The following is an 18304-nucleotide window of genomic DNA, read 5'->3' on the forward strand; positions in this document are numbered from 1 at the left end:
CAGTAGCCGTGCCGTGGGGCCCGGTGCGCGCCGGTTCACCAGGCCTGCCAACCCCTCGGCGTTGTAACGGTGCACCCAATCGCGCAGGGTCTGCCGGTCCATGCCGCAGGTTGCGGCCGCGTCCGTGCGCGACTGCCCTTCCAGTACCAAGGCAAGAGCCAGCATGCGTCGCGCTGCGTTCGCGTCCCGACTGCGAGCTGCAGCCTGCCTCAGGGCATCCGCCGACAAGTCCTGCCGCGTGATCACCACCGCCATCGCAAGCCTCCCGAATCGAACCCCCGGGAGACAGCGAATCACGCCCGCCGCAAACCGCGGATCACATGCGAGTCAGTGACCATGGCGGTTGGTATGATCCGCTTCTCGGAGGCGCGGGATGAGGCTTGAGTTCGAGACGGCGGATGTTTTCACCGGGCAACGCTTCGGCGGCAACCCGCTGGCCGTCGTTTTCGGGGCCGAGGCGCTGGACACGGCGGCGATGCAGCGCCTGGCTCGGGAGTTCAACCTCTCCGAGACCGTCTTCGTCCTCGGGATCGAGGGCGATGCCGCTCGCATCCGCATCTTCACCCCGGGTTCGGAACTGCCCTTTGCCGGACACCCGAACGTCGGTGCAGCGGTGCTGCTGGCGCGGCGGCTGGGGCTGGCCGGCGAGCGGCTGCTGCTCGACCAGGCGGCGGGGCGGGTGCTGGCGCGGCTCGCCAGGGACGCAACGGGCGCGGTGACGGGGGCGGAGATCGAAGCGCCGCGGGCCTTCGCCGAAGCGGCACCCTTCACGGCGGCGGCAGCGGCGGCCTGCGCGGGACTGCCCGCTTCAGCGATTACCGCGCGGGTACATGCACCGCTGATCGGCGGCTGCGGCAATCACATTGCCTTTGCCGAGGTCGTGGATGCGGCCGCGCTGGCGGCCGCGAGCCCGGATGCGGCGGCCTTCCGTGCCCACCTGCCGGTGAGCACGGCGACCGGGCTTTACCTGCATGCGCCGCTGCCGGATGGGCGGCGGCGGGGGCGGATGTTCGGACCGCTGGAGGGCATCCCCGAGGATCCGGCGACGGGAAGCGCGAATGTGGCGCTGGCCGCGCTGCTGCTGCGGGCGGCAGGCGGGGAGGACATCGCCCTGGAGGTCGAGCAGGGAATCGAGATGGGACGGCCAAGCCTCCTTGCGATCCGCGCGTGGGAGGATGGTGAGGGCGGCCTGCGTGCCGCGGTCGGCGGCGGCGTGGTGCCGGTCTCGCAGGGCACCATCCTCGCCGATGGATGAGCTCGGCTTCCACCGAACCCTGCACCGGCTGGGGACGCTGCTGGATGTCGGCGCGCATGAGGGCGGCTTCACCCTGCCGCTGGCCGCCCTGCCCGGCTCGCGCGTCCTGGCCTTCGAGCCGCTGCCGGAGAGCTTCGCCCGGCTCCGCACCGCGGCCGGAGGGCTCGCGCATGTGACGCTCCGGCAGGAGGCGCTCGGCGATGCGACGGGCGAGGCGGTGCTGCGCCTTCCGGTCGTCGATGGCGTGCCGAACGGGCAATGGGCGAGCCTCGCCAAGCGTTATGACGGGCACGGGACGCATGTCGGCGAGCGGCAGGTCGCGGTCCCGCTGCGACGGCTCGACGAGTTCGGCCTGGACGACCTGACGGCGGTGAAGCTCGACGCCGAGGGCGCCGAATACGAGGTGCTGCGTGGCGCGGTGGAGACACTTCGCCGCTGCCGCCCTGTGCTCTCCATCGAGATCGAGGAGCGCCACCGGCCCGGCAGCACCTGGGCCGTGCCGCCCTTCCTCGACGCGCTCGGCTATGACGGCTTCTGGGAGCATTGGGGCGACTGGCGGCCCATGGCCGGGTTCGACCGCGCCACCATGCAGGTGGCGAGCGCGGACCCCTCCGTCTTCGCCGCCTCCGACCCTTATGTCTTCGTCTTCTACTTCCTGCCGCGCGAGCTGACGCCCGCAATGCTGGATCGCTTGCGGAAGGCAGAAGCCGGCGGCTGAACCCCAGCCCCTCCCCGCCCGTTCCCCTGCACGACACGGCAGGAGGGACGCATGGCCAATGCAACAGACCTCGCCCATGGCGAGATACCCGACCACATCCCGGTCATCGGCAGCGACGGGCGGAACGTCGGCACGGTGGACGGCACCGAGGGCGAGTACATCAAGCTGATGCGTGACGAGGCGGGGCAGCATCGCTGGCTGCCGCGCAAGCTGGTGGCGAGCCTCGAGGGCGGGCTGGTGCGGCTCTCGCTCCCCGCGGCGCAGGCAGCGGAGGCCATGGTCGACGAGGCGGCCCTGGCGCAACGGATGGCGCTCGACCCGGATGCCGGCGCCGCCTTCGGCCGGCCGGACGACAGCGGCCCGCATGGCAGCCGCGCCCAGGCGCATGGGCCGAAGGGCAGCCCCGACCGCCTGAAGGGCGGCCAGCGGCCGGCGGCGGATGGCGGCATCAACACCCACCGGAAATAGCCGCGCAGCGCTCAGGGCAGCGCGGGCAGCCACAGCACGTCGCTGATCCGCCGGGCGCCGGAGGCGAGCATCGCCAGCCGGTCGAAGCCGAGGGCAATGCCGCTGCCCGCCGGCATGCCGTGTTCCAGCGCGGCAAGGAATTCCTCGTCGATATCCCAGGCCTCGCCCGGGTGCTGGGCGCGGCGGGCCTCAGTATCGGCGATGAAGCGGGCACGCTGCTCCACCGGGTCGGTCAGCTCGTCGAAGGCGTTGGCCAGCTCGATCCCGCCGGCGAAGAGCTCGAAGCGCAGCGCCGCGCGCGGATCGGCCGGGTCACGCCGGGCGAGCGCCGCCTGCGGCGCCGGCCAATGGGTCAGGAAGGTCGCCCGCTCCCGTCCGAGATGCGGCTCGACCCGCTCCAGCAGCAGGCGGAAGAACAGGTCCTCCCACCCCTCCCCCTCGCGCGGCGAGATGCCGATGGCGCTGGCGGCGGCGCCGAGCGCCCCGGCATCGCCCTCGGTCGCCAGGATGTCGAGGCCGCCGCACCAGCGGTCGAAGGCCTCGGCCATGGTGATGCGCTCGAAGGGCAGGGTCAGGTCGGTCTCCACCCCCTCATGGCTGATGCGGGGCGGGCAGACGCCACGGACGAACTCCTCCGCCTGATCCATCAGCCCGGCGAGGCCGAGACCGGGGGCGTACCATTCGAGCATGGTGAATTCCGGGGCATGGCGCGGGCTCGCCTCGCCGTTGCGCCAGACCCGGGCCAGCTCGAAGACCGGGCCGGCGCCAGCGACCAGCAGGCGCTTCAGCGCCAACTCGGGCGAGGTGCGCAGCCACAGGGTCCGCCGCGCGCCGACACCGAGATGAGGCACGTATTCGCTACGGAAGGCCTGGAGATGAACCTCCATGCCCGGCACGGGCACGAGGCAGGGCGTCTCCACCTCGGTGAAGCCGTGGGTGGCGAAGAAATCCCGCGTGGCCGCGGTCAGCGCGGTGCGGCGATGGAGGAAGGGCAGCCGGTCGGCGAGGCTCGCCGGGTGCCAGTTCGGCAGGGAGGGCATTGCCGCGGAGCATGCCAGGGATTAGCTCCCGCCGCATCATGTCGACCCGCACCCTCCGCAGCGCCGCCGATCTCGCCGATGCCAGGCTGCTGCCCGCCGATGCGGTGGCAGCGGTGGCGCGGGTCGGAGAGCGCTACAGCATTGCGGTGACGCCGGCCGTCGCCGGGCTGATCGACCGCGCCGACCCGGCGGACCCCATCGCCCGGCAATACATCCCCGATGCCGCCGAGTTGCTGACCGCCGCCCACGAGCTCGAGGACCCGACGGCGGATGCGCCCTTCACCCCGGTCGAGGGCGTGGTGCATCGTTACCCGGATAGGGCGCTGCTGAAGCCGCTGCTCGCCTGCCCGGTCTATTGCCGCTTCTGCTTCCGCCGCGAGGCGGTCGGTGCCGATGGCGGCGTGCTGGGCGAGGCGGCTCTGGAAGCGGCGCTCGATTGGTTCGCGCGGACGCCGGCGGTGCGGGAGGCGATCCTCACCGGCGGCGATCCGCTGATGCTCTCGCCGCGGCGGCTGGGCGCGATCCTCGGGCGGCTGGCGGCGATGCCGCATATCGAGCTGCTGCGAATCCACAGCCGCGTGCCGGTGGCGGCGCCCGATCTCGTCACGCCCGCGCTGGCCGAGGCGCTCGGGGCGGTGGCGAGGCCGCTCTATCTCTGCGTCCATGCCAACCATGCGCGGGAATTCTCCCCCGCCGCCATAGAGGCGCTGGGGCGGCTGCACCGCGCGGGCGTGGTGGTGCTCGGGCAGAGCGTGCTGCTGCGCGGGGTGAATGACAGCGCCGAGGCGTTGGAGGGGTTGTTCCGCGCCATGCTGCGGGCGCGGGTGAAGCCCTACTACCTCCACCAGCTCGACCCGGCGCCGGGGACGGCGCGCTTCGCCGTGCCGGTGGAGGAAGGCCGCGCGCTGCTGCGGGCGCTGCGCGGGAGGGTCAGCGGTCTCGCCTGGCCGACTTATGTGCAGGAACGGCCAGGCGGTGCCGGGAAAGTGCCGCTCGGGCCAGCTTATGACGGCGCCTGATCGCGCGGGATCGGCTGCGCCTCGACCTGGCGGCTGACGGCGGCCGGTTCGCGCTCCAGCAGCGGCGCCTGCGGGGCCGGGTTCAGCCGCGGCTCGGCCGGTGGCACCAGCCAGCCTGCGGCATAGGGGCCGCGCACGGTGACCAGTGCGAGGATCGCCAGCAGGAAGAGCAGGCCGAAGGGGAAGCCGTTGCCGATCGTCAGCAGCATGTTAATAATGCCGGCGCCAAGCAGGATGACCAGCAGCACGGCGGCGCGCTGCGGCTCGGTCAGCCTGTCATACCAGAGATTCCAGCGGTAGAGGCTGTCGGCGCCTTCGATCCGCATCTGCGCGCGGCCCGGCTGCTCCGGGTGAGGCTGGACCCAGCCCATCGCATGCGGCAGGCGCACCGCCGTCAGCGCGGCGATCGCCAGGATGACCAACAGGGCGAAGGGGAAGCCTATCGCGACCGTCAGCCACATGTTGATGGCGCCGACCAGCACCACCGCTCCGGCGACGACATTGAACCGCAGGTCCTCGGGCGCCTGGTCATACAGGCGGTTCCAGTGCTGCACGCGTTCGGCATAGGTCATGGATGTTCCCCTCCGGGTTGATCTCGGTTTGTGCGCTCTCCAGGTGTCGGTGCGGCCGCATGCAAGGAATGGGCGGCGCGCTGTCGCTTGCGCCGGCGTGATAGACGCAAGGGCGCCGGGCGAGGGATCACATGGCCTCGACGGGGCATGGTGCCAAGGGCGGAACGGTAGGCGAGGTTGCCAGGACGGGGCTTGGCCGCTAAACCGCGGCCAGTCCGCGTGCCGGCCCCGCCGGCGCGCCGCTGCTCATTCCGCCCTTTCAGACGTCAGGTCCCGCCCCATGGCAAAGATGCAAGCCAACCAGATGCGTGCCGGCATGGTCATCGAGTTCGAAGGCCAGCGCTACACCATCCTCAAGCAGAACATCATGATCCCGGGCAAGGGCAACGCGATCATCCAGGTCGACATGCGCAACATCAAGACCGGCGCGAAGAAGGACCAGCGCTGGCGCACGGCGGACACCGTCGAGCGGCTGATGACCGAGGACAAGGAGTTCACCTACTCCTACGCCGAGGGCGACACGCTGATCCTGATGGACCCGGAGACCTACGAGCAGACCACCGTCTCGAAGGACATCCTCGGCGACCGGCTGCCCTTCCTGGTCGAGAACATGACCGTCGGCGTGCGGCTGATCGAGGGCGAGCCGGTGGCGATGACCCTGCCGCCGCAGGTGACGCTCGAGGTGGTCGAGGCCGACCCGGTGGTGAAGGGGCAGACCGCCGCTTCCTCCTACAAGCCGGCCATGCTGTCGAACGGCGTGAAGACCATGGTGCCGCCCTTCGTCACCACCGGCGAGAAGATCGTCGTGAGCACCGAGGACGCCTCCTATGTGGAGCGGGCCAAGGGCTGAGAGAGGAATCGAGTCTTGGCGTCTCCTGCCCGTCTCTCGCCTGCGCTCAATGTCGTCGTCTCGGCGGTGCAGAAGGCCGGGCGCCGGCTGCTGCGCGACTTCGCCGAGGTCGAGCAGCTCCAGGTGTCCTCCAAGGGGCCCGGCGACTTCGTCTCCCAGGCTGATCTTCGGGCGGAGGAGACGCTGCGCCAGGATCTCGGTCGGGCGCGGCCGAATTTCGCCTTCCTCATGGAGGAGAGCGGCACCCACGGGGCAGAGGATTGGGAGTGGCGCTGGGTCGTCGATCCACTCGACGGCACCACCAACTTCCTGCACGGCATCCCGCATTGGGCGATCAGCGTCGGCATCGAGCGGCGGCTGGAGGACGGGCGGAGCGAACTCGTCGCCGGTGTCGTCTACAACCCGGCCGCCAACGAGATGTTCTGGGCGGAGCGGGGCGTCGGCGCCTTCCTGAACGACCGGCGGCTGCGCGTCTCCGGGCGGAAGGACCTGCGCGAGGCGCTGTTCGCCACCGGCATCCCCTTCGCCGCGGCGCCGCGCCGGGCGGAGTTCACCCATACCCTCGCCCGGATCATGCCGCAGGTGGCAGGCGTGCGGCGCTTCGGCGCGGCCTCGCTCGACCTCGCCTGGTTGGCTGCCGGCCGCTACGACGGCTATTGGGAACTGAACCTCAAGAAGTGGGACATCGCCGCGGGCCTCGTCCTGGTGCGGGAGGCGGGCGGCTTCATCACCGATCCGCAGGGCGGCGATGCCTATTACGCCGAGGGCAATGTCGTCGCCGGCAACCAGGCGCTGCAAGGCAAGCTGCGCGAGGTGGTGGCGGAGGGTGTCGCCGCCGCCGAGGCGAGCCGCCAGCGCCAGGCGGGTTGAGGCCGGGCGTTGGATTTCATGGCCGGCCCTGCTCCGGTGCGGCCTCCGTTCGCACTGGCTCCCGGATCCCGTCCTGGCTTGCTATTCTATCGAGCAGATAGTTCCGCTCAGGTGATTCCACCTGGCCGGGGTTTGCCCTAGTTTGGTGAAGTGACGCGCCTCGCCATCGTCCTCTGGCTGCTGGCCAGCCTGCATCCGGCCGCGGCCCAGCCGACGGAGGCGGAGGAGAGCATCCCTGCCCCGCCCGCGGCTGTGCCGCCGCGCCCGGCCGATCTCGCCGGACCTCAGCCCGCGACGGCCTTGTCCCCGCCCGCCCTGGCGCTCCGCGGCCTGCCGGCCGGGCTGGAGGCGTTGCCGAATGGCGGGGCGCGGCTGCGCTTCCCCGCCGGGACCGATAGCTTGCCGCAAGGCGCCGAGGGCAGCCTCGCCGATCTCGGCCGCCGCATCGCTGCCGGGCCGGCCGGGCGGGTGACGGTGACGGCCCAAGCCTCTGGGCCGGTCGCCGACATCTCCGCGGCGCGGCGCACGAGCCTCGCCCGCGCGATCGCGGTCAAGCAGGCCCTGGCCACGGGCGGCCTTGCGCCGACGCGGATCGATTTGCGCCCTATGGGCCGCACCGGCGAGCCATTCGATGCCGTCGATATCCAGCCGCCCGAGCCACCGCCGGCGCGATGAGGAGCCATCGATGACCCCACCGCTCCGCTTTCTCTGGCGCATGCTGGTCTTCCTCGCGGTGGTGCTCGGGGTCGGGTTGCTGCTGGCGCCGGAACTCGCCACCGCCTTCGCCGCCAATCCGCTGCTGAACGGGCTGATCCTCGGCGTCTTGGTCATGGGCATCGCCTGGAACCTCCGCCAGGTCTTGGTGCTGAAGCCGGAGGTCGCCTGGCTCGAGCATTTCCGCGCGCCGAGGCTCGGCGCCCCAGCGCAGCCGGCACCGAGCCTGCTCGGCCCGATGGCGAGCATGTTCTCCGCCCGGCGCTCGGACAGGCTCTCGCTCTCGGCGCCGGCGATGCGGAGCGTGCTGGACGGCATCGCCTCCCGCCTCGACGAGACACGGGAGCTGTCGCGCTACATGACCGGGCTGCTGATCTTCCTCGGCCTGCTCGGCACCTTCTGGGGACTGTTGCTGACCATCGGCTCCGTCTCCGAGGTGATCGGGGGGATGTCGGTCGGGTCGGGGGATCTCAACCAGCTCTTCAACCAGTTGAAGACCGGGCTCGCGCAGCCGCTCAGGGGCATGGGAACGGCCTTCTCCTCCTCCATGCTCGGGCTGGCGGGGGCGCTGGTGCTCGGCTTCCTCGACCTGACGGCGGGGCAGGCGCAGAACCGCTTCTACAACGAGCTGGAGGAATGGCTGGCGGGCATTACCCGGCTGTCCTCCGGCGTGCTGGGCGATGCGGGCGGCGAGGCGATGGGCAGCGTGCCGGCCTATGTGCAGGCGCTGCTGGAGCAGACGGCCGAGAACCTGGAGGGGCTTCAGCGCATCCTGGCCCGCGGCGAGGAGGGCCGGGCGCAGACCGGGCAGGCCATGCTGACGCTCACCGAGCGGCTGACGGCGCTGACCGACCAGATGCGTGCCAGCCAGTCCCTCATGCTGCGCGTCGCCGAGCAGCAGGCGCAGCTCGCCCCGGTTCTGGCGCGGCTGGCGGATGCGCAAGCACAGCCGCAGGTGGACGAGGTGCTGCGCGGGCATCTCCGTAATGCCGAGCTGCATCTCGCCCGGCTGGTCGATGAAGTGGCGCAGGGCCGGCAACAGGCGACCAACGAAATTCGCAGCGAAATCAAGCTAGTGGCGCGCACGATTGCGGCGCTCTCTGAAGATCAGTCGCGGTAATGGCAGGGTCTGGCGGACGGCGCCGGGCACGGGGCGGCGGCGGGCTCGATGCCTGGCCGGGCTATGTGGATGCGCTTTCGACGCTCCTCATGGTGCTCATCTTCGTGCTGCTGGTCTTCGTGTTGGCCCAGGGCTTCCTCTCCGTCACCCTCTCCTCGCGTGACCGGGCGCTCGACCGGCTGAACCGGCAGGTGGCCGAGCTGGCCGAGCTGCTGTCGCTGGAGCGTGGCCAGACCGGCGAGCTGCGCAGCGCCCTCACCCGCACCGCCGAGGAGCTGCGCGGAGCAGCGGCGGCGCGGGATGCCTTGCAGACGCAACTGCGCGACCTGCGGGATGAACGGGACCGGCTTTCCACCGAGCGTGATGCGGCACGCGGCGAGCGGGACCAGCTCACCGCGCGGCTGACCGATCTCGAGCTGACCAGCCGCGGCGCGCCGGAGCGCATCGCCGCGTTGGAGCGGCAATTGGCCGATGCCTTGCAGCGGGCCGAGGCGACCGGGGGCGACGCGGCACAGATCGTCGCCCGGCTGACCGAGGCAACGCGGGCCCTCGCCACCGAGCGGACCGGACGGCAGCAGCAGGAGGCGCGGGCGGCCGATCTCGACCGCCAGCTCGGCGACGCACGGGGCGCGGCGGAGACGGCGCGGCAGGAGCTTGCCGGCCTCAGGCGACAGTTGCAGGAGGCGCAGGGGCAGCTCGCCGAGACGCAACGTCAGCTCGCCGCCATGCGGCAGGAAATGGCGGCGCTCGACCAGCAGGTGAAGGTGGATCGCGCCACCATCGAGGCACGGCTCTCCGACATCGTCCGGCTCAACGAGCAGGTGCGGGCCCTCACCGCCTTGCGCGACCAGCTGGAGCGCCAGGCGCAGGAAGCCGCACGGCGCGCGGGCGACGAGGCGCAGCGGCGCACCGCTGCCGAGGCCGCGACCGGCAGCGAGCAGGAGCGGCGCCAGGCGGCGGAGCGGGTGGCAGCCGAGCAGGCTCGGCTCGCGGAAAGCGCCCGCGCCCAGGTTGCCCTGCTCGGCCGGCAGATCGAGGAACTGCGCAACCAGATCGCCCGGGTCGCGGCGGCGCTGGACGCGGCCGAAGCATCGGGGCGGGACAAGGATGCGCAGATCAGCGCCCTCGGTACCCGTCTGAATGCAGCCCTTGCCGCCCGGGTGGAGGAGCTGCAGCGCTACCGCAGCGACTTCTTCGGCCGGCTGCGGGACGTGCTGGGCGACCGGCCGGATGTGCGGATCGTCGGCGATCGCTTCGTCTTCCAGTCCGAGGTGCTCTTCCCGCCGGGCAGCGCCGAGCTGTCGGCGGCCGGCCAGCAGCAGATCCGGGCGATCGCGCGCGTGCTGCAGGATCTCGCGGCGAAAATCCCGCAGGATGTAAACTGGCTGTTGCGCGTCGACGGCCATGCCGACCGCACGCCGATCCGCAGCCCGCGCTATGCCAGCAATTGGGAGCTTTCAGCGGCGCGCGCCATCGCCGTATCGCAGTTGCTGATGGCCGAGGGGCTGCCGCCAAACCGCGTGGCGGCGACGGCCTTCGGCGACAACCAGCCGCTCGATGCGGGCGACACGCCGGAGGCGCTGGCGCGCAACCGGCGGATCGAGCTGCGGTTGACCGATCGCTAGAGCACCCCGATCGGGTAGGATCATCCGATCAGGAGCATTTTACTCGACTCGGCAATACCTTGACGGGGCTTCTTCAGACCAGTTGCGAATGCGAATCGCCCTAGGCCGGCGGATTGCCGGCGACCGGGTCTAGCTTGTAGCCACCGGCTTCGGTCAGCAGCAGCCGGGTATGGGAGGGGTCGGGCTCGATCTTCTGCCGCAGGCGGTAGATGTGAGTCTCGAGCGTATGCGTCGTCACCGCGCTGTTGTAGCCCCAGACCTCGTTCAGCAGGATCTGCCGCGGCACGGGCTTGCCGCCCGCCCGATAGAGGAATTTGAGGATCGCGCTTTCCTTGTCGGTCAGGCGGATCTTGCGGTTGCGAGCCGGCTCCATCAGCAGCTTGGCGCTTGGGCGGAAGAGGTAGGGCCCGACGGTGAAGACCGCGTCCTCGCTGTTGTCGAAGACCCGCAGCTGGGCGCGGACCCGGGCCAGCAGCTCCGGCAGGCGGAAGGGCTTTGCAATGTAGTCATTGGCGCCGGCATCGAGACCGCGGATGATGTCGGCCTCCGCATCCGCGCCGGTCAGCATGATGATCGGCATCTGCCGCCCCTCGCGGCGGAGCTTGGCGCAGAAGTCGCGGCCATCCGCATCGGGCAGGCCGATGTCGAGGAGGATGGCGTCGTAGCGGGCATTGGCATTGGCCAGCTTCGCTTCCGCCTCGCCCGCGCTCTCGGCTTCGTCGGCGGCGAAGTCGCCATCGATGGCGAGTTGCTCGACCAGGGTGGAACGCAGGGCAGCATCGTCCTCGACGATCAGGATAGGGCGGGGCGTCGCCATTGGACCTCCGAAAAAGACATCGCCAATTCGCTATGCCGGACGCATTTGGCGACCAGGGCTCAGCGATTGAAACCATAAAGCGAACCTGCGCACCTCACGGATGCGTCGGTTAGGCTACACGTTATTGCGAAACAGGTTCGAACACTGGCCTGCAGGCAGTCAGTGCCCGCACCGGCCAGTGAAGCTTATCTTGTAACGTTCTGAAAAGACGGCAAACCTGTATGGTCAGAGCAGCTTGCCTTCGAAAGGCGGCACCAGATCCGGTGCTTCGAACTCCACAACCCATAAATCCGGGTCGCGTTTCACTTGCCGTTCGATATAGGCATCGGCCACCGCCTCCTCGACGGGTACCGGCCCGGTGCTGCGGAGCCAGGCGGGGCGACCCTCCGCATCACGCACCTGGCTGAGCACGACGAGGCCTTCCCGACCGCGCAGCACGCAGAGGATGCCGCCCGAATCCGGGTCACCCCTGCGCAGCACCGCACCGCTGCGGCCGCCGATATCGGCGAGCCGCAATGCCATAGAGACCCAGATGCCGGCCTTCACGCGCGCTTCCATGAAGCGCATAGGCCCGGAACCGGGTACGCCCGGCAAGCCCCTGCTTGCCGAGAGCCGCGACCTCCGCCACATCTCGGGCGATCAGGGCCAGGATGGGGTTGGACCGTGGACCAGCGTAAGATGACCGAGGGCCAGCGCGCCTATGAGGCGAAGCGGGCGGCCAAGGCAGGGATGAGCCTGGAGAAATGGATGGCGCTCAAGGCGAAGGAAGCCGAGGCGGAGCGCGCCGCCGCAGCCAAGGCGGTGGAAACCACACAGCCGACCAAGAAAAGCGGCTTTTTCAGCAGGTTGATGGAGCGGGCTCAGAAGCCGATTTAGATCATTCGCAGTAGGGTTCCGTCGCGGCGGATGGCTTGGTGAAAGATCACCCCGCCGATATGGAGGACGAGCAGCACGAGGATCGCGTAGCCACCAACCGTATGGGCGGTCTGGATGGCACCGGCGAGCGTCTCGTTCGTCTCCATGAATTTCGGTAACTCGATGAAGCCAAGATAGGCCGTCTGGCCGCGCAGCGGGAAGCCCCAGGCATTGGTGGCGATGAAGCCGAGGATCGGCTGCAGGATCAGCAGCGCATACAGCGCATGATGGACCCCGGCAGCGGTGCGCCGCAGCAGCAGGGGAATGTGGTCCGGCAGCGGCTGCGGTGGATAGGCGGCGCGCCAGGCGAGGCGAGCCAGCGCGACAATGAGAATAGTCAAACCAGCCGATTCATGAACGGCATAGAAGGGCATCTTCACGTCATCTTTGATGAACTGAATGACGAAACCGACCGGCCAAGCCAGGGCCAGCAAGGCGACGGTGACCCAGTGGAACCACTTCGATCCGGTGCTGTAGGCCTGCATGACGGCGCCTCCTCTGGCGTGGTCGCCGCCCATGCCGATTGGAGCATCGACCCGCGCAAGCGTTGGATATCAGTGGCTGAGCGTAAAGGGGAAGGTTGGCGCATGGCGGCGCCGCGGCCGGTTGGGGCGCTGGAGGGGCTGGTTGAGGGGCTGATCGCCCCCGGGCGAGCGGTGGCGCTGGGGCTCGACCTGCCGCTCGGCCTGCCGCGGGCTTATGCGGCGGGCCGGGCGGAGGCGGGCTTTCTGGATTTCCTGCACGGGCTGGCGGCGCGGCCCGGCTTCTTCGAGGTGAGCGCGGGGCTGGAGACGGTTTCGGCGGAGCGGCCCTTCTACCCGGCGCGCGGCATCAAGGGGATGACTCGGGCGGCGCATGCGGCAGCGCTCGGCTTCAGCGGGCCAGAGGGACTGTCGCGCTGGTGCGACCGGGCGACGGCGGAACGGCCGGCGGGAGCGCCGGTGTTCTGGACACTCGGGGCGAACCAGTCGGGCAAGGCGGCGATCGGCGCCTGGAGGGACTGGCTGGTGCCAGCGCTCGGCGCGGGGGCACCGGTCCGGCTCTGGCCCTTCGAGGGAACGTTGCACGATCTGCTGGCGCCGGGGTGGGCGGTGCTGGCCGAGGTCTATCCGGCGGAGGCGCTGCGGCAGTGCGGGCTTCGTCTCGAAGGCAGCAAGCGGGCGCAGGGGCCGCGGCGGACACTGGCCCCAGCCCTGCTCGCCCTCCTGGCAGCGCGTGGCGTGGTGCCGGAGCCGCGTTTGGAGGCCACCATCGCCGATGGGTTCGGCGCAGATGCGGCGGGGGAGGACCGCTTCGATTCGGTGATCGGGCTGCTCGGGCTGATCGGCGTGCTGGATGGGGTGCGGCCGGACTTCATCCCGGACGATCCCTGGGTCTGGCGCTGGGAGGGCTGGGTGCTGGGGCAGACGGCGCTGCCCCGCCTCGTCACGCCATGAAGTCGAGCGTCGTGTTCATCGCCTCGCGGGCCGGGATGCGGAGGAGGCCGGGCGCCTCAATGAAGGGCACGCCATTGATGCGGAGCGCCGAGGCCGTCTCCGCCAGCGAGCGGATGCGGAGTCCGAGCAGCGCCATGTGGTCGCCGCGGCCGGCCGGGTCGGGCGCCGCCTCACCCAGTTCGGAGGCGACGGTGGCATGCGGGGCGGCTTCCACCACCGCCTCGCCGGACTGGAGCGTGGCGCGCCCATCCGACCCGATGCTCACCGCATCGGCGCCGAACATGCGGCGGAAGAGCGCCGCCTGCCGCTCCGGGTCCCGCACCGAGAGCAGGATGCGGGCGACGCCGAGCCCGCCATTGGGGTGGGACTGCCATTCCGGGCGCCAGACATGCTCCGGTGTCAGGTGCTCGCACCAATAGAGGCGGCCGTCGAAGGCGGCGGCGCGGTCGAGGCGAGCGGTGCGAAACCTGGCGTCCTGCCGTGTGCCGTCGGGCAGATCGGCGGGGCGGTGGAAGGCCTGGGCGGGCCCGACCGGCACGCCGCGGGCCTGCTGCGCGGCGGCGAGCGCCTCGGCGTCGCCAGTACGGAAGACGAGGCCGTTCAGCCCGATTGGATAGGGCGCGATATCGGGGCGAAGCGCGCCGCCCGGCACATCGGTGCCGAGCAGTTCCAGATAGTCGCGGCCGAGGATCGCCAGATGGTTGGCGGAGCCGAGGCTGTGCTTGCCCATCGGCGTCAGTTGGAAGCCGAGGCGGCGCCAGGCCTCGGCACCCTCGGCCATGCGGTCGCGGACATCGATGACGATGTGGTCGATGAGGTTGTCCATCTCACCCCTCCCGGCGATAGAGGCCGGCGGCTTCGGCGGCCTGGGCGGCGAGCGCCACCATCAGGGCGAGCGTCGGCGCCGCCACACCGCGCTCCCGTGCCAGGCGGAGCGGTGCCTGGAAGAGCGCATCGACCTCCATCGGCCGGCCAGCCTCGAGGTCCTGCAGGATGGAGGGCTTGTGCGGGATGTCGGCCGAGAGGTTGATCCTGTCCTCCGCCGCGCCGCCGACCGGGCGCCCCATGGCGGCGGCGATGGCGAGGCCCTCCTTCACCACCTCCACCGCTGCGGCGCGGACGGTGGCGTCGCGGAAGGTCTCCTGCATGTTGCGTCGGCTGAGGATGCAGAAGGGGCCGTTGGAGAGGTTGTTCAGCAGCTTGGCCCAGACATCGGTGCGGATGTCCTCGGCGACGCTGCAGGGGAGGCCGCCCTGCTTGAAGGCGCCGGCCAGCGCCATGGCGCGGGGGCTGCGGGAGCCGTCCGGCTCGCCGAGGATGAGCTTGCTCGACTTGCTGGTGACCTCGATGATTCCGGGCTCCGGCACGGAGCAGGCGGAATAGACCACGCCGCCGATCGCCCGCGCCGGGCCGACGGCATTCCAGACCGCGTCGCCGGGATCGGCCTCGGGGACGCGCCGGCCCTCCTCAGCTCCGCCATGATGGGCGAAGTACCACCAGGGGATGCCGTTGGTGACGAAGGCGACCGGCGTCTCCGGCCCGAGCAGCGGGGCGATGGCGCGGGCGACGCCGGCCAAGGCCGGGACCTTGGTGCAGACGACGACGGCATCCTGCGGGCCGAGCTCGGCCGGGTCGGCAGCGGCCTTGGGGCGGCATTCAATCGCGCCGTCCGGCAGGCGGATGGTCAGGCCGCGCTCGCGGATGGCGGCAAGCTGGGCGCCACGGGCGACGACCGAGACCTCGGCGCCGCCCTGGGCCAGCCGGCCGGCGAGATGGCCGCCGATAGCGCCAGGGCCGTAGATGCAAATCTTCATGCGGCGTCCTCGGTCGGGGTGTAGAGCCCGGCGGCAATGGCGGCGCGGGTCGCCAGCGCCACCATCAGGGCAAGCGTCGGCACGGCGAGGCCGGCCTCGCGGGCGATCCGCAGCGGGGCCTGGAGCATCGCCTCCACCTCCATCATCCGCCCGGCCTCAAGGTCCTGCAGGATAGAGGGCTTGTGGCGCAGCGTCGCCGCGCGGGCGACGCGGGCAGCGGGCGCATCGCCGGGGATCGGCCACCCCTCGGCGGCGGCGATGGCGGTGACTTCCTCCGACATTCGGATGGCCGTCTCGCGTGCCTCGGCGCTCTGCAGTGTGTCCTGCATGCAGGAGCGCGTCAGGATGCAGAGCGGGCCGCTGACGAGATTGCCGAGCAGCTTCTGCCAGACCGCCTGCCGGATGTCGGGCACCACCGGCGAGGGCAGGCCGCCGGCGGCGATGGCGGCGGAGAGCGCCTGGGCGCGGGGGGAGATGCGGCCATCCACCTCGCCGAGGATGACGCGGCCGTCGCTGGTCTCGACCTCGACGACGCCGGGCTCGGTGACCTCGCAGGCGGAGTAGACCACGCCGCCGATGGTGCGCGGGATGCCGATCGCATGGCGCAGCGCACCGCCCGGGTCAAGCGCCGGCAGCTTCTGGCCGTCGCGCGCCGTCGCATCGTTGTACCACCAGGGGATGCCGTTCATGACGAAGGCGACCGGCGTCTCGGGCCCGAGCAGCGGGGCGATGGCGGCGGCGACGCTCGGCAGGGCGGGCGCCTTGGTGGTGACGATCACCGCATCCTGAGGGCCGAGCGCGGACGGGTCGGCGCTGGCGCGGGGGCGGCAATGGATGGTGCCGTCCGGGGCGTGGACGGTGAGGCCGCGTGCCTCGATGGCGGCGAGGTTGGCGCCGCGGGCGACGACCGAGACATCGGCGCCACCCTTGGCCAGCCGGGCGGCGACATGGCCGCCGATGGCGCCGGCGCCGAATATGCAGACCTTCACGCCACGGCATCCTTGAGCGCGGCGACGGCGGCGATGCCGGCCTCGACCAGGCGGGCGGCGAGGCGGGCGCCGTGCTCGGAATTGCCGGGGCGGCTGTCGACGCAGGCGACGCCGCCGGGGGCGACCTCCTCCACCTCCGTCGGCACGGCGACCTCGACACCGGCCAGGCGGATCGTGCCGAAACTGGCGATGGGCTGGCCGAGGATGGTGCCAGCCGGCTCGCGGGCGCGGGCCTGCTCCGGGTGGCAGAGATCGGGGCGGAGATGCAGCGCGACGGACCAGACCGGGTCGCCGCCATGGCCGAAGCTCTCCGGCTTGCCGCCGAATTCGGCATGGAGCACACCGGCGATGCGCCAGAGATGCAAGGCGGGGATCACCACCCCATGCCGACGGCGAAGCCCGCGCGCCGCGGCATCGACCGGGGCGATGGATCCGGCATGGCCGTTGAGGATGAGGATGCGGCGGCAGCCGGTGCGGATCAGGTTGCCGCAAACTTCCTCCACCACCGCTTGGAGCAGGCCGGGGGTGAGGACGATGCCGCCGGGCACCATGCCGAAGTAATCCTCGCCGCCGAAGGGGATGGCGGGAAGCACGAGGGAGCCGGTGCCAGCCGCGATGCGGTCGGCCAGCGCCTCGGCCAGCAGGTAGTCGCCCATCGGCGCCTGCGGGCCATGGGTTTCGAGGCTGCCCATGGGCAGGATGGCGCAGGCCCCCTGCCCCAGCCGCTCGGCGACCTCCGGCCAGGCCAACTCGGCGATGCGGTTGGTCATGCGAGCATGTCGAGCGCGATGCGGGTCAGCGCCTGGGCGCCGAGGCCGATGCAACGCTCGTCGGGCTGGTAGCGGTCATTGTGCAGATGATCGTGCCGGCCGGGCGCGCCGCTGCCGATGCGAAGCTGGAAGGCGGGGACGCGCTCGGCGAATTCGGCGAAATCCTCGGCGCCCATGCTGGGACGGCCTTCCACCACCACATCGCCGAACTGGCGCCGGACCGCGGCGATGGCAGGGTCGAGCACGCTGTCGGCATTGACGAGCGGCGGCACGCCGCGGCGGTAGCTCAACGTGCACTCGACGCGGTGCATCGCCTCCAGCCCGGCGGCGAGGCGCTTCAGCCCAGCCTCTGCGACATCACGCGCCGCATGGTGCAGCGTGCGCACGGTGCCGCGCAGCTCCACCGTCTCCGGGATGATGTTGGGCGCGGTGCCGCCATGGATCATGCCGATGGTGACGACGCCGGGCATCAGAGGATCCAACTCGCGGCTGACGACGGTCTGCGCCTGCGCGATGAAGGCGCCGGCGGCGACGATGGGATCGACGGCCTTGTCGGGGTGCGCCGCATGGCCGGACTTGCCGCGGATGACGAGGTCGAAGCGGTCGGCGGCGGCGAGGGTCGAGCCTCGGCAATAGCCGAACTGCCCGGCCGGCATGTCCGGATGGTTGTGGAAGCCGAGCGCCATGTCGACGCCCTCGAGCACGCCGTCCTTCACCATCTCGGCGGCGCCGCCGAGCGATTCCTCGGCCGGCTGGAAGACGAGCACGACGCGGCCGGCGAGTTGCGGGGCGAGGTCCTTCAGCACCTCCGCGGCACCGAGCAGCGTCGTCGTGTGGATGTCATGGCCGCAGGCATGCATCTTCCCCTCCACCGTGCTGGCGAAGGGCAGGCCGGTCATCTCATGGATCGGAAGCGCGTCCATGTCGGCGCGGATGGCGAGCGTCGGGCCGGGGCGGCCACCCTCGATCACGCCGACCACGCCGGTGCGGCCGACGCCCGTGCGGTGCGCGATGCCCATGCGGGCGAGTTCCGCGGCGACGATGCCGCTGGTGCGCACTTCCTCGAAGGCGAGTTCGGGATGCGCGTGGATGTCGCGGCGGATCTCGACGAGCCGCGGCTCCAGCGCCGCGACCGCCTCCCGGATGCGGGTCTCGGGGTCGTTCAGGCGGGGCGAGGCTGCCATCGGCGTGGGTTCCTGCTCGGTATCGGTGCGGCGAGGATCGTGGCAAAGCAGCGATGCCGCAAGCCGTCACCGGCAAGTTTTGCTGCGCTGCAGCACGGGATGCATGGCTTGCCCCCCGTCTACCCGCC

The 18304-nt window shown here is 71.0% G+C and carries 22 protein-coding genes; 11 read left to right on the forward strand and 11 right to left on the reverse strand.

Annotation, left to right across the window (positions count from 1 at the left end; genetic code table 11):
* Positions 1 to 255, reverse strand: a 255-nt coding sequence (locus tag EP26_RS18620) for a helix-turn-helix domain-containing protein (RefSeq protein WP_043340884.1), incomplete at its 3' end; no start/stop codon positions are given.
* Positions 256 to 373: 118 nt separating this feature from the next.
* On the opposite strand from EP26_RS18620, the gene EP26_RS18625 reads away from it, so the two are divergent.
* Genes EP26_RS18625 through EP26_RS32145 form a run of 3 tightly spaced genes read left to right on the forward strand, consistent with a single transcriptional unit; the run spans position 374 to position 2441 of the window.
* On the forward strand, positions 374 to 1255 hold the full coding sequence (locus EP26_RS18625; protein ID WP_043340820.1) for a PhzF family phenazine biosynthesis protein: 882 nt from the start codon (positions 374 to 376) through the stop codon (positions 1253 to 1255).
* Complete coding sequence (locus EP26_RS32140) at positions 1248 to 1973, forward strand: FkbM family methyltransferase (protein WP_052389362.1); 726 nt, start codon at positions 1248 to 1250, stop codon at positions 1971 to 1973. Before EP26_RS18625 ends, EP26_RS32140 begins: the two co-directional genes overlap by 8 nt.
* A gap of 51 nt (positions 1974 to 2024) precedes the next feature.
* Positions 2025 to 2441, forward strand: coding sequence for a DUF2171 domain-containing protein (locus EP26_RS32145; RefSeq protein ID WP_052389363.1), 417 nt, complete (start codon positions 2025 to 2027; stop codon positions 2439 to 2441).
* An 11-nt stretch (positions 2442 to 2452) separates the two neighbouring features.
* Here the strand turns inward: EP26_RS32145 and epmA are convergent, their stop codons facing one another.
* The gene (gene epmA / locus EP26_RS18640; RefSeq protein ID WP_043340821.1) at positions 2453 to 3481 is read right to left on the reverse strand and encodes an EF-P lysine aminoacylase EpmA; all 1029 of its coding nucleotides are present in this window, start codon (positions 3479 to 3481) and stop codon (positions 2453 to 2455) included.
* Between the two features lie 11 nt (positions 3482 to 3492).
* Between epmA and EP26_RS18645 the strand changes: the two genes are divergently transcribed.
* A complete protein-coding gene (locus EP26_RS18645) occupies positions 3493 to 4500 on the forward strand; it encodes a lysine-2,3-aminomutase-like protein (protein WP_043340822.1) in 1008 nt (335 codons plus the stop codon).
* On the opposite strand, the gene EP26_RS34980 is transcribed toward EP26_RS18645, so the two are convergent.
* Positions 4485 to 5072 (reverse strand): hypothetical protein, encoded by a 588-nt coding sequence (locus EP26_RS34980; protein WP_043340825.1) that lies wholly within the window; start codon positions 5070 to 5072, stop codon positions 4485 to 4487. The two genes, EP26_RS18645 and EP26_RS34980, sit on opposite strands and share 16 nt — an antisense overlap.
* Positions 5073 to 5352: 280 nt before the next feature.
* On the opposite strand from EP26_RS34980, the gene efp reads away from it, so the two are divergent.
* From efp to EP26_RS18675, 5 genes are all read left to right on the forward strand, one after another.
* On the forward strand, positions 5353 to 5922 hold the full coding sequence (gene efp, locus EP26_RS18655; protein ID WP_043340827.1) for an elongation factor P: 570 nt from the start codon (positions 5353 to 5355) through the stop codon (positions 5920 to 5922).
* A gap of 15 nt (positions 5923 to 5937) precedes the next feature.
* Positions 5938 to 6792, forward strand: coding sequence for an inositol monophosphatase family protein (locus tag EP26_RS18660; RefSeq protein WP_043340828.1), 855 nt, complete (start codon positions 5938 to 5940; stop codon positions 6790 to 6792).
* A gap of 150 nt (positions 6793 to 6942) precedes the next feature.
* Entirely contained in the window at positions 6943 to 7467 is a 525-nt protein-coding gene (locus tag EP26_RS18665) for an OmpA family protein (protein ID WP_043340829.1), read from the forward strand.
* A gap of 10 nt (positions 7468 to 7477) precedes the next feature.
* A complete protein-coding gene (locus EP26_RS18670) occupies positions 7478 to 8626 on the forward strand; it encodes a hypothetical protein (RefSeq protein ID WP_043340831.1) in 1149 nt (382 codons plus the stop codon).
* A complete protein-coding gene (locus EP26_RS18675) occupies positions 8626 to 10251 on the forward strand; it encodes a peptidoglycan -binding protein (protein ID WP_043340832.1) in 1626 nt (541 codons plus the stop codon). Before EP26_RS18670 ends, EP26_RS18675 begins: the two co-directional genes overlap by 1 nt.
* Before the next feature lie 100 nt (positions 10252 to 10351).
* Here EP26_RS18675 and EP26_RS18680 read toward each other — a convergent pair whose 3' ends face one another.
* Both EP26_RS18680 and EP26_RS18685 read right to left on the reverse strand, forming a co-directional pair.
* On the reverse strand, positions 10352 to 11068 hold the full coding sequence (locus tag EP26_RS18680) for a response regulator transcription factor (RefSeq protein WP_043340835.1): 717 nt from the start codon (positions 11066 to 11068) through the stop codon (positions 10352 to 10354).
* A 225-nt stretch (positions 11069 to 11293) separates the two neighbouring features.
* Positions 11294 to 11626, reverse strand: coding sequence for a DUF1491 family protein (locus EP26_RS18685; RefSeq protein ID WP_043340889.1), 333 nt, complete (start codon positions 11624 to 11626; stop codon positions 11294 to 11296).
* A gap of 120 nt (positions 11627 to 11746) precedes the next feature.
* Between EP26_RS18685 and EP26_RS18690 the strand changes: the two genes are divergently transcribed.
* Positions 11747 to 11944, forward strand: a complete 198-nt coding sequence (locus tag EP26_RS18690; RefSeq protein ID WP_043340837.1) for a hypothetical protein — start codon at positions 11747 to 11749, stop codon at positions 11942 to 11944.
* On the opposite strand, the gene EP26_RS18695 is transcribed toward EP26_RS18690, so the two are convergent.
* A complete protein-coding gene (locus tag EP26_RS18695) occupies positions 11941 to 12501 on the reverse strand; it encodes a cytochrome b (RefSeq protein WP_084112656.1) in 561 nt (186 codons plus the stop codon). The two genes, EP26_RS18690 and EP26_RS18695, sit on opposite strands and share 4 nt — an antisense overlap.
* Before the next feature lie 69 nt (positions 12502 to 12570).
* On the opposite strand from EP26_RS18695, the gene EP26_RS18700 reads away from it, so the two are divergent.
* Positions 12571 to 13419, forward strand: coding sequence for a hypothetical protein (locus tag EP26_RS18700; protein WP_245624450.1), 849 nt, complete (start codon positions 12571 to 12573; stop codon positions 13417 to 13419).
* Here the strand turns inward: EP26_RS18700 and EP26_RS18705 are convergent.
* From EP26_RS18705 to EP26_RS18725, 5 genes are read right to left on the reverse strand one after another with little or no spacing between them, the layout of a single operon-like run.
* Positions 13409 to 14245, reverse strand: a complete 837-nt coding sequence (locus EP26_RS18705; RefSeq protein ID WP_043340840.1) for a VOC family protein — start codon at positions 14243 to 14245, stop codon at positions 13409 to 13411. The genes EP26_RS18700 and EP26_RS18705 overlap by 11 nt on opposite strands.
* A gap of 1 nt (position 14246) precedes the next feature.
* The gene (locus EP26_RS18710) at positions 14247 to 15233 is read right to left on the reverse strand and encodes a ketopantoate reductase family protein (RefSeq protein ID WP_043340841.1); all 987 of its coding nucleotides are present in this window, start codon (positions 15231 to 15233) and stop codon (positions 14247 to 14249) included.
* Complete coding sequence (locus EP26_RS18715; RefSeq protein ID WP_043340842.1) at positions 15230 to 16222, reverse strand: ketopantoate reductase family protein; 993 nt, start codon at positions 16220 to 16222, stop codon at positions 15230 to 15232. The genes EP26_RS18710 and EP26_RS18715 overlap by 4 nt, the downstream gene beginning before the upstream one ends.
* Positions 16219 to 16992: a creatininase family protein gene (locus tag EP26_RS18720; RefSeq protein WP_052389364.1), complete on the reverse strand. Its 774-nt coding sequence runs from the start codon at positions 16990 to 16992 to the stop codon at positions 16219 to 16221. Before EP26_RS18720 ends, EP26_RS18715 begins: the two co-directional genes overlap by 4 nt.
* On the reverse strand, positions 16989 to 18176 hold the full coding sequence (locus tag EP26_RS18725) for a M20 metallopeptidase family protein (protein ID WP_043340844.1): 1188 nt from the start codon (positions 18174 to 18176) through the stop codon (positions 16989 to 16991). The genes EP26_RS18720 and EP26_RS18725 overlap by 4 nt, the downstream gene beginning before the upstream one ends.
* Between the last annotated feature and the right edge of the window lie 128 nt (positions 18177 to 18304).

Origin of the sequence: Belnapia moabensis DSM 16746 (genome assembly GCF_000745835.1) — a bacterium.
Classification (GTDB): domain Bacteria; phylum Pseudomonadota; class Alphaproteobacteria; order Acetobacterales; family Acetobacteraceae; genus Belnapia; species Belnapia moabensis.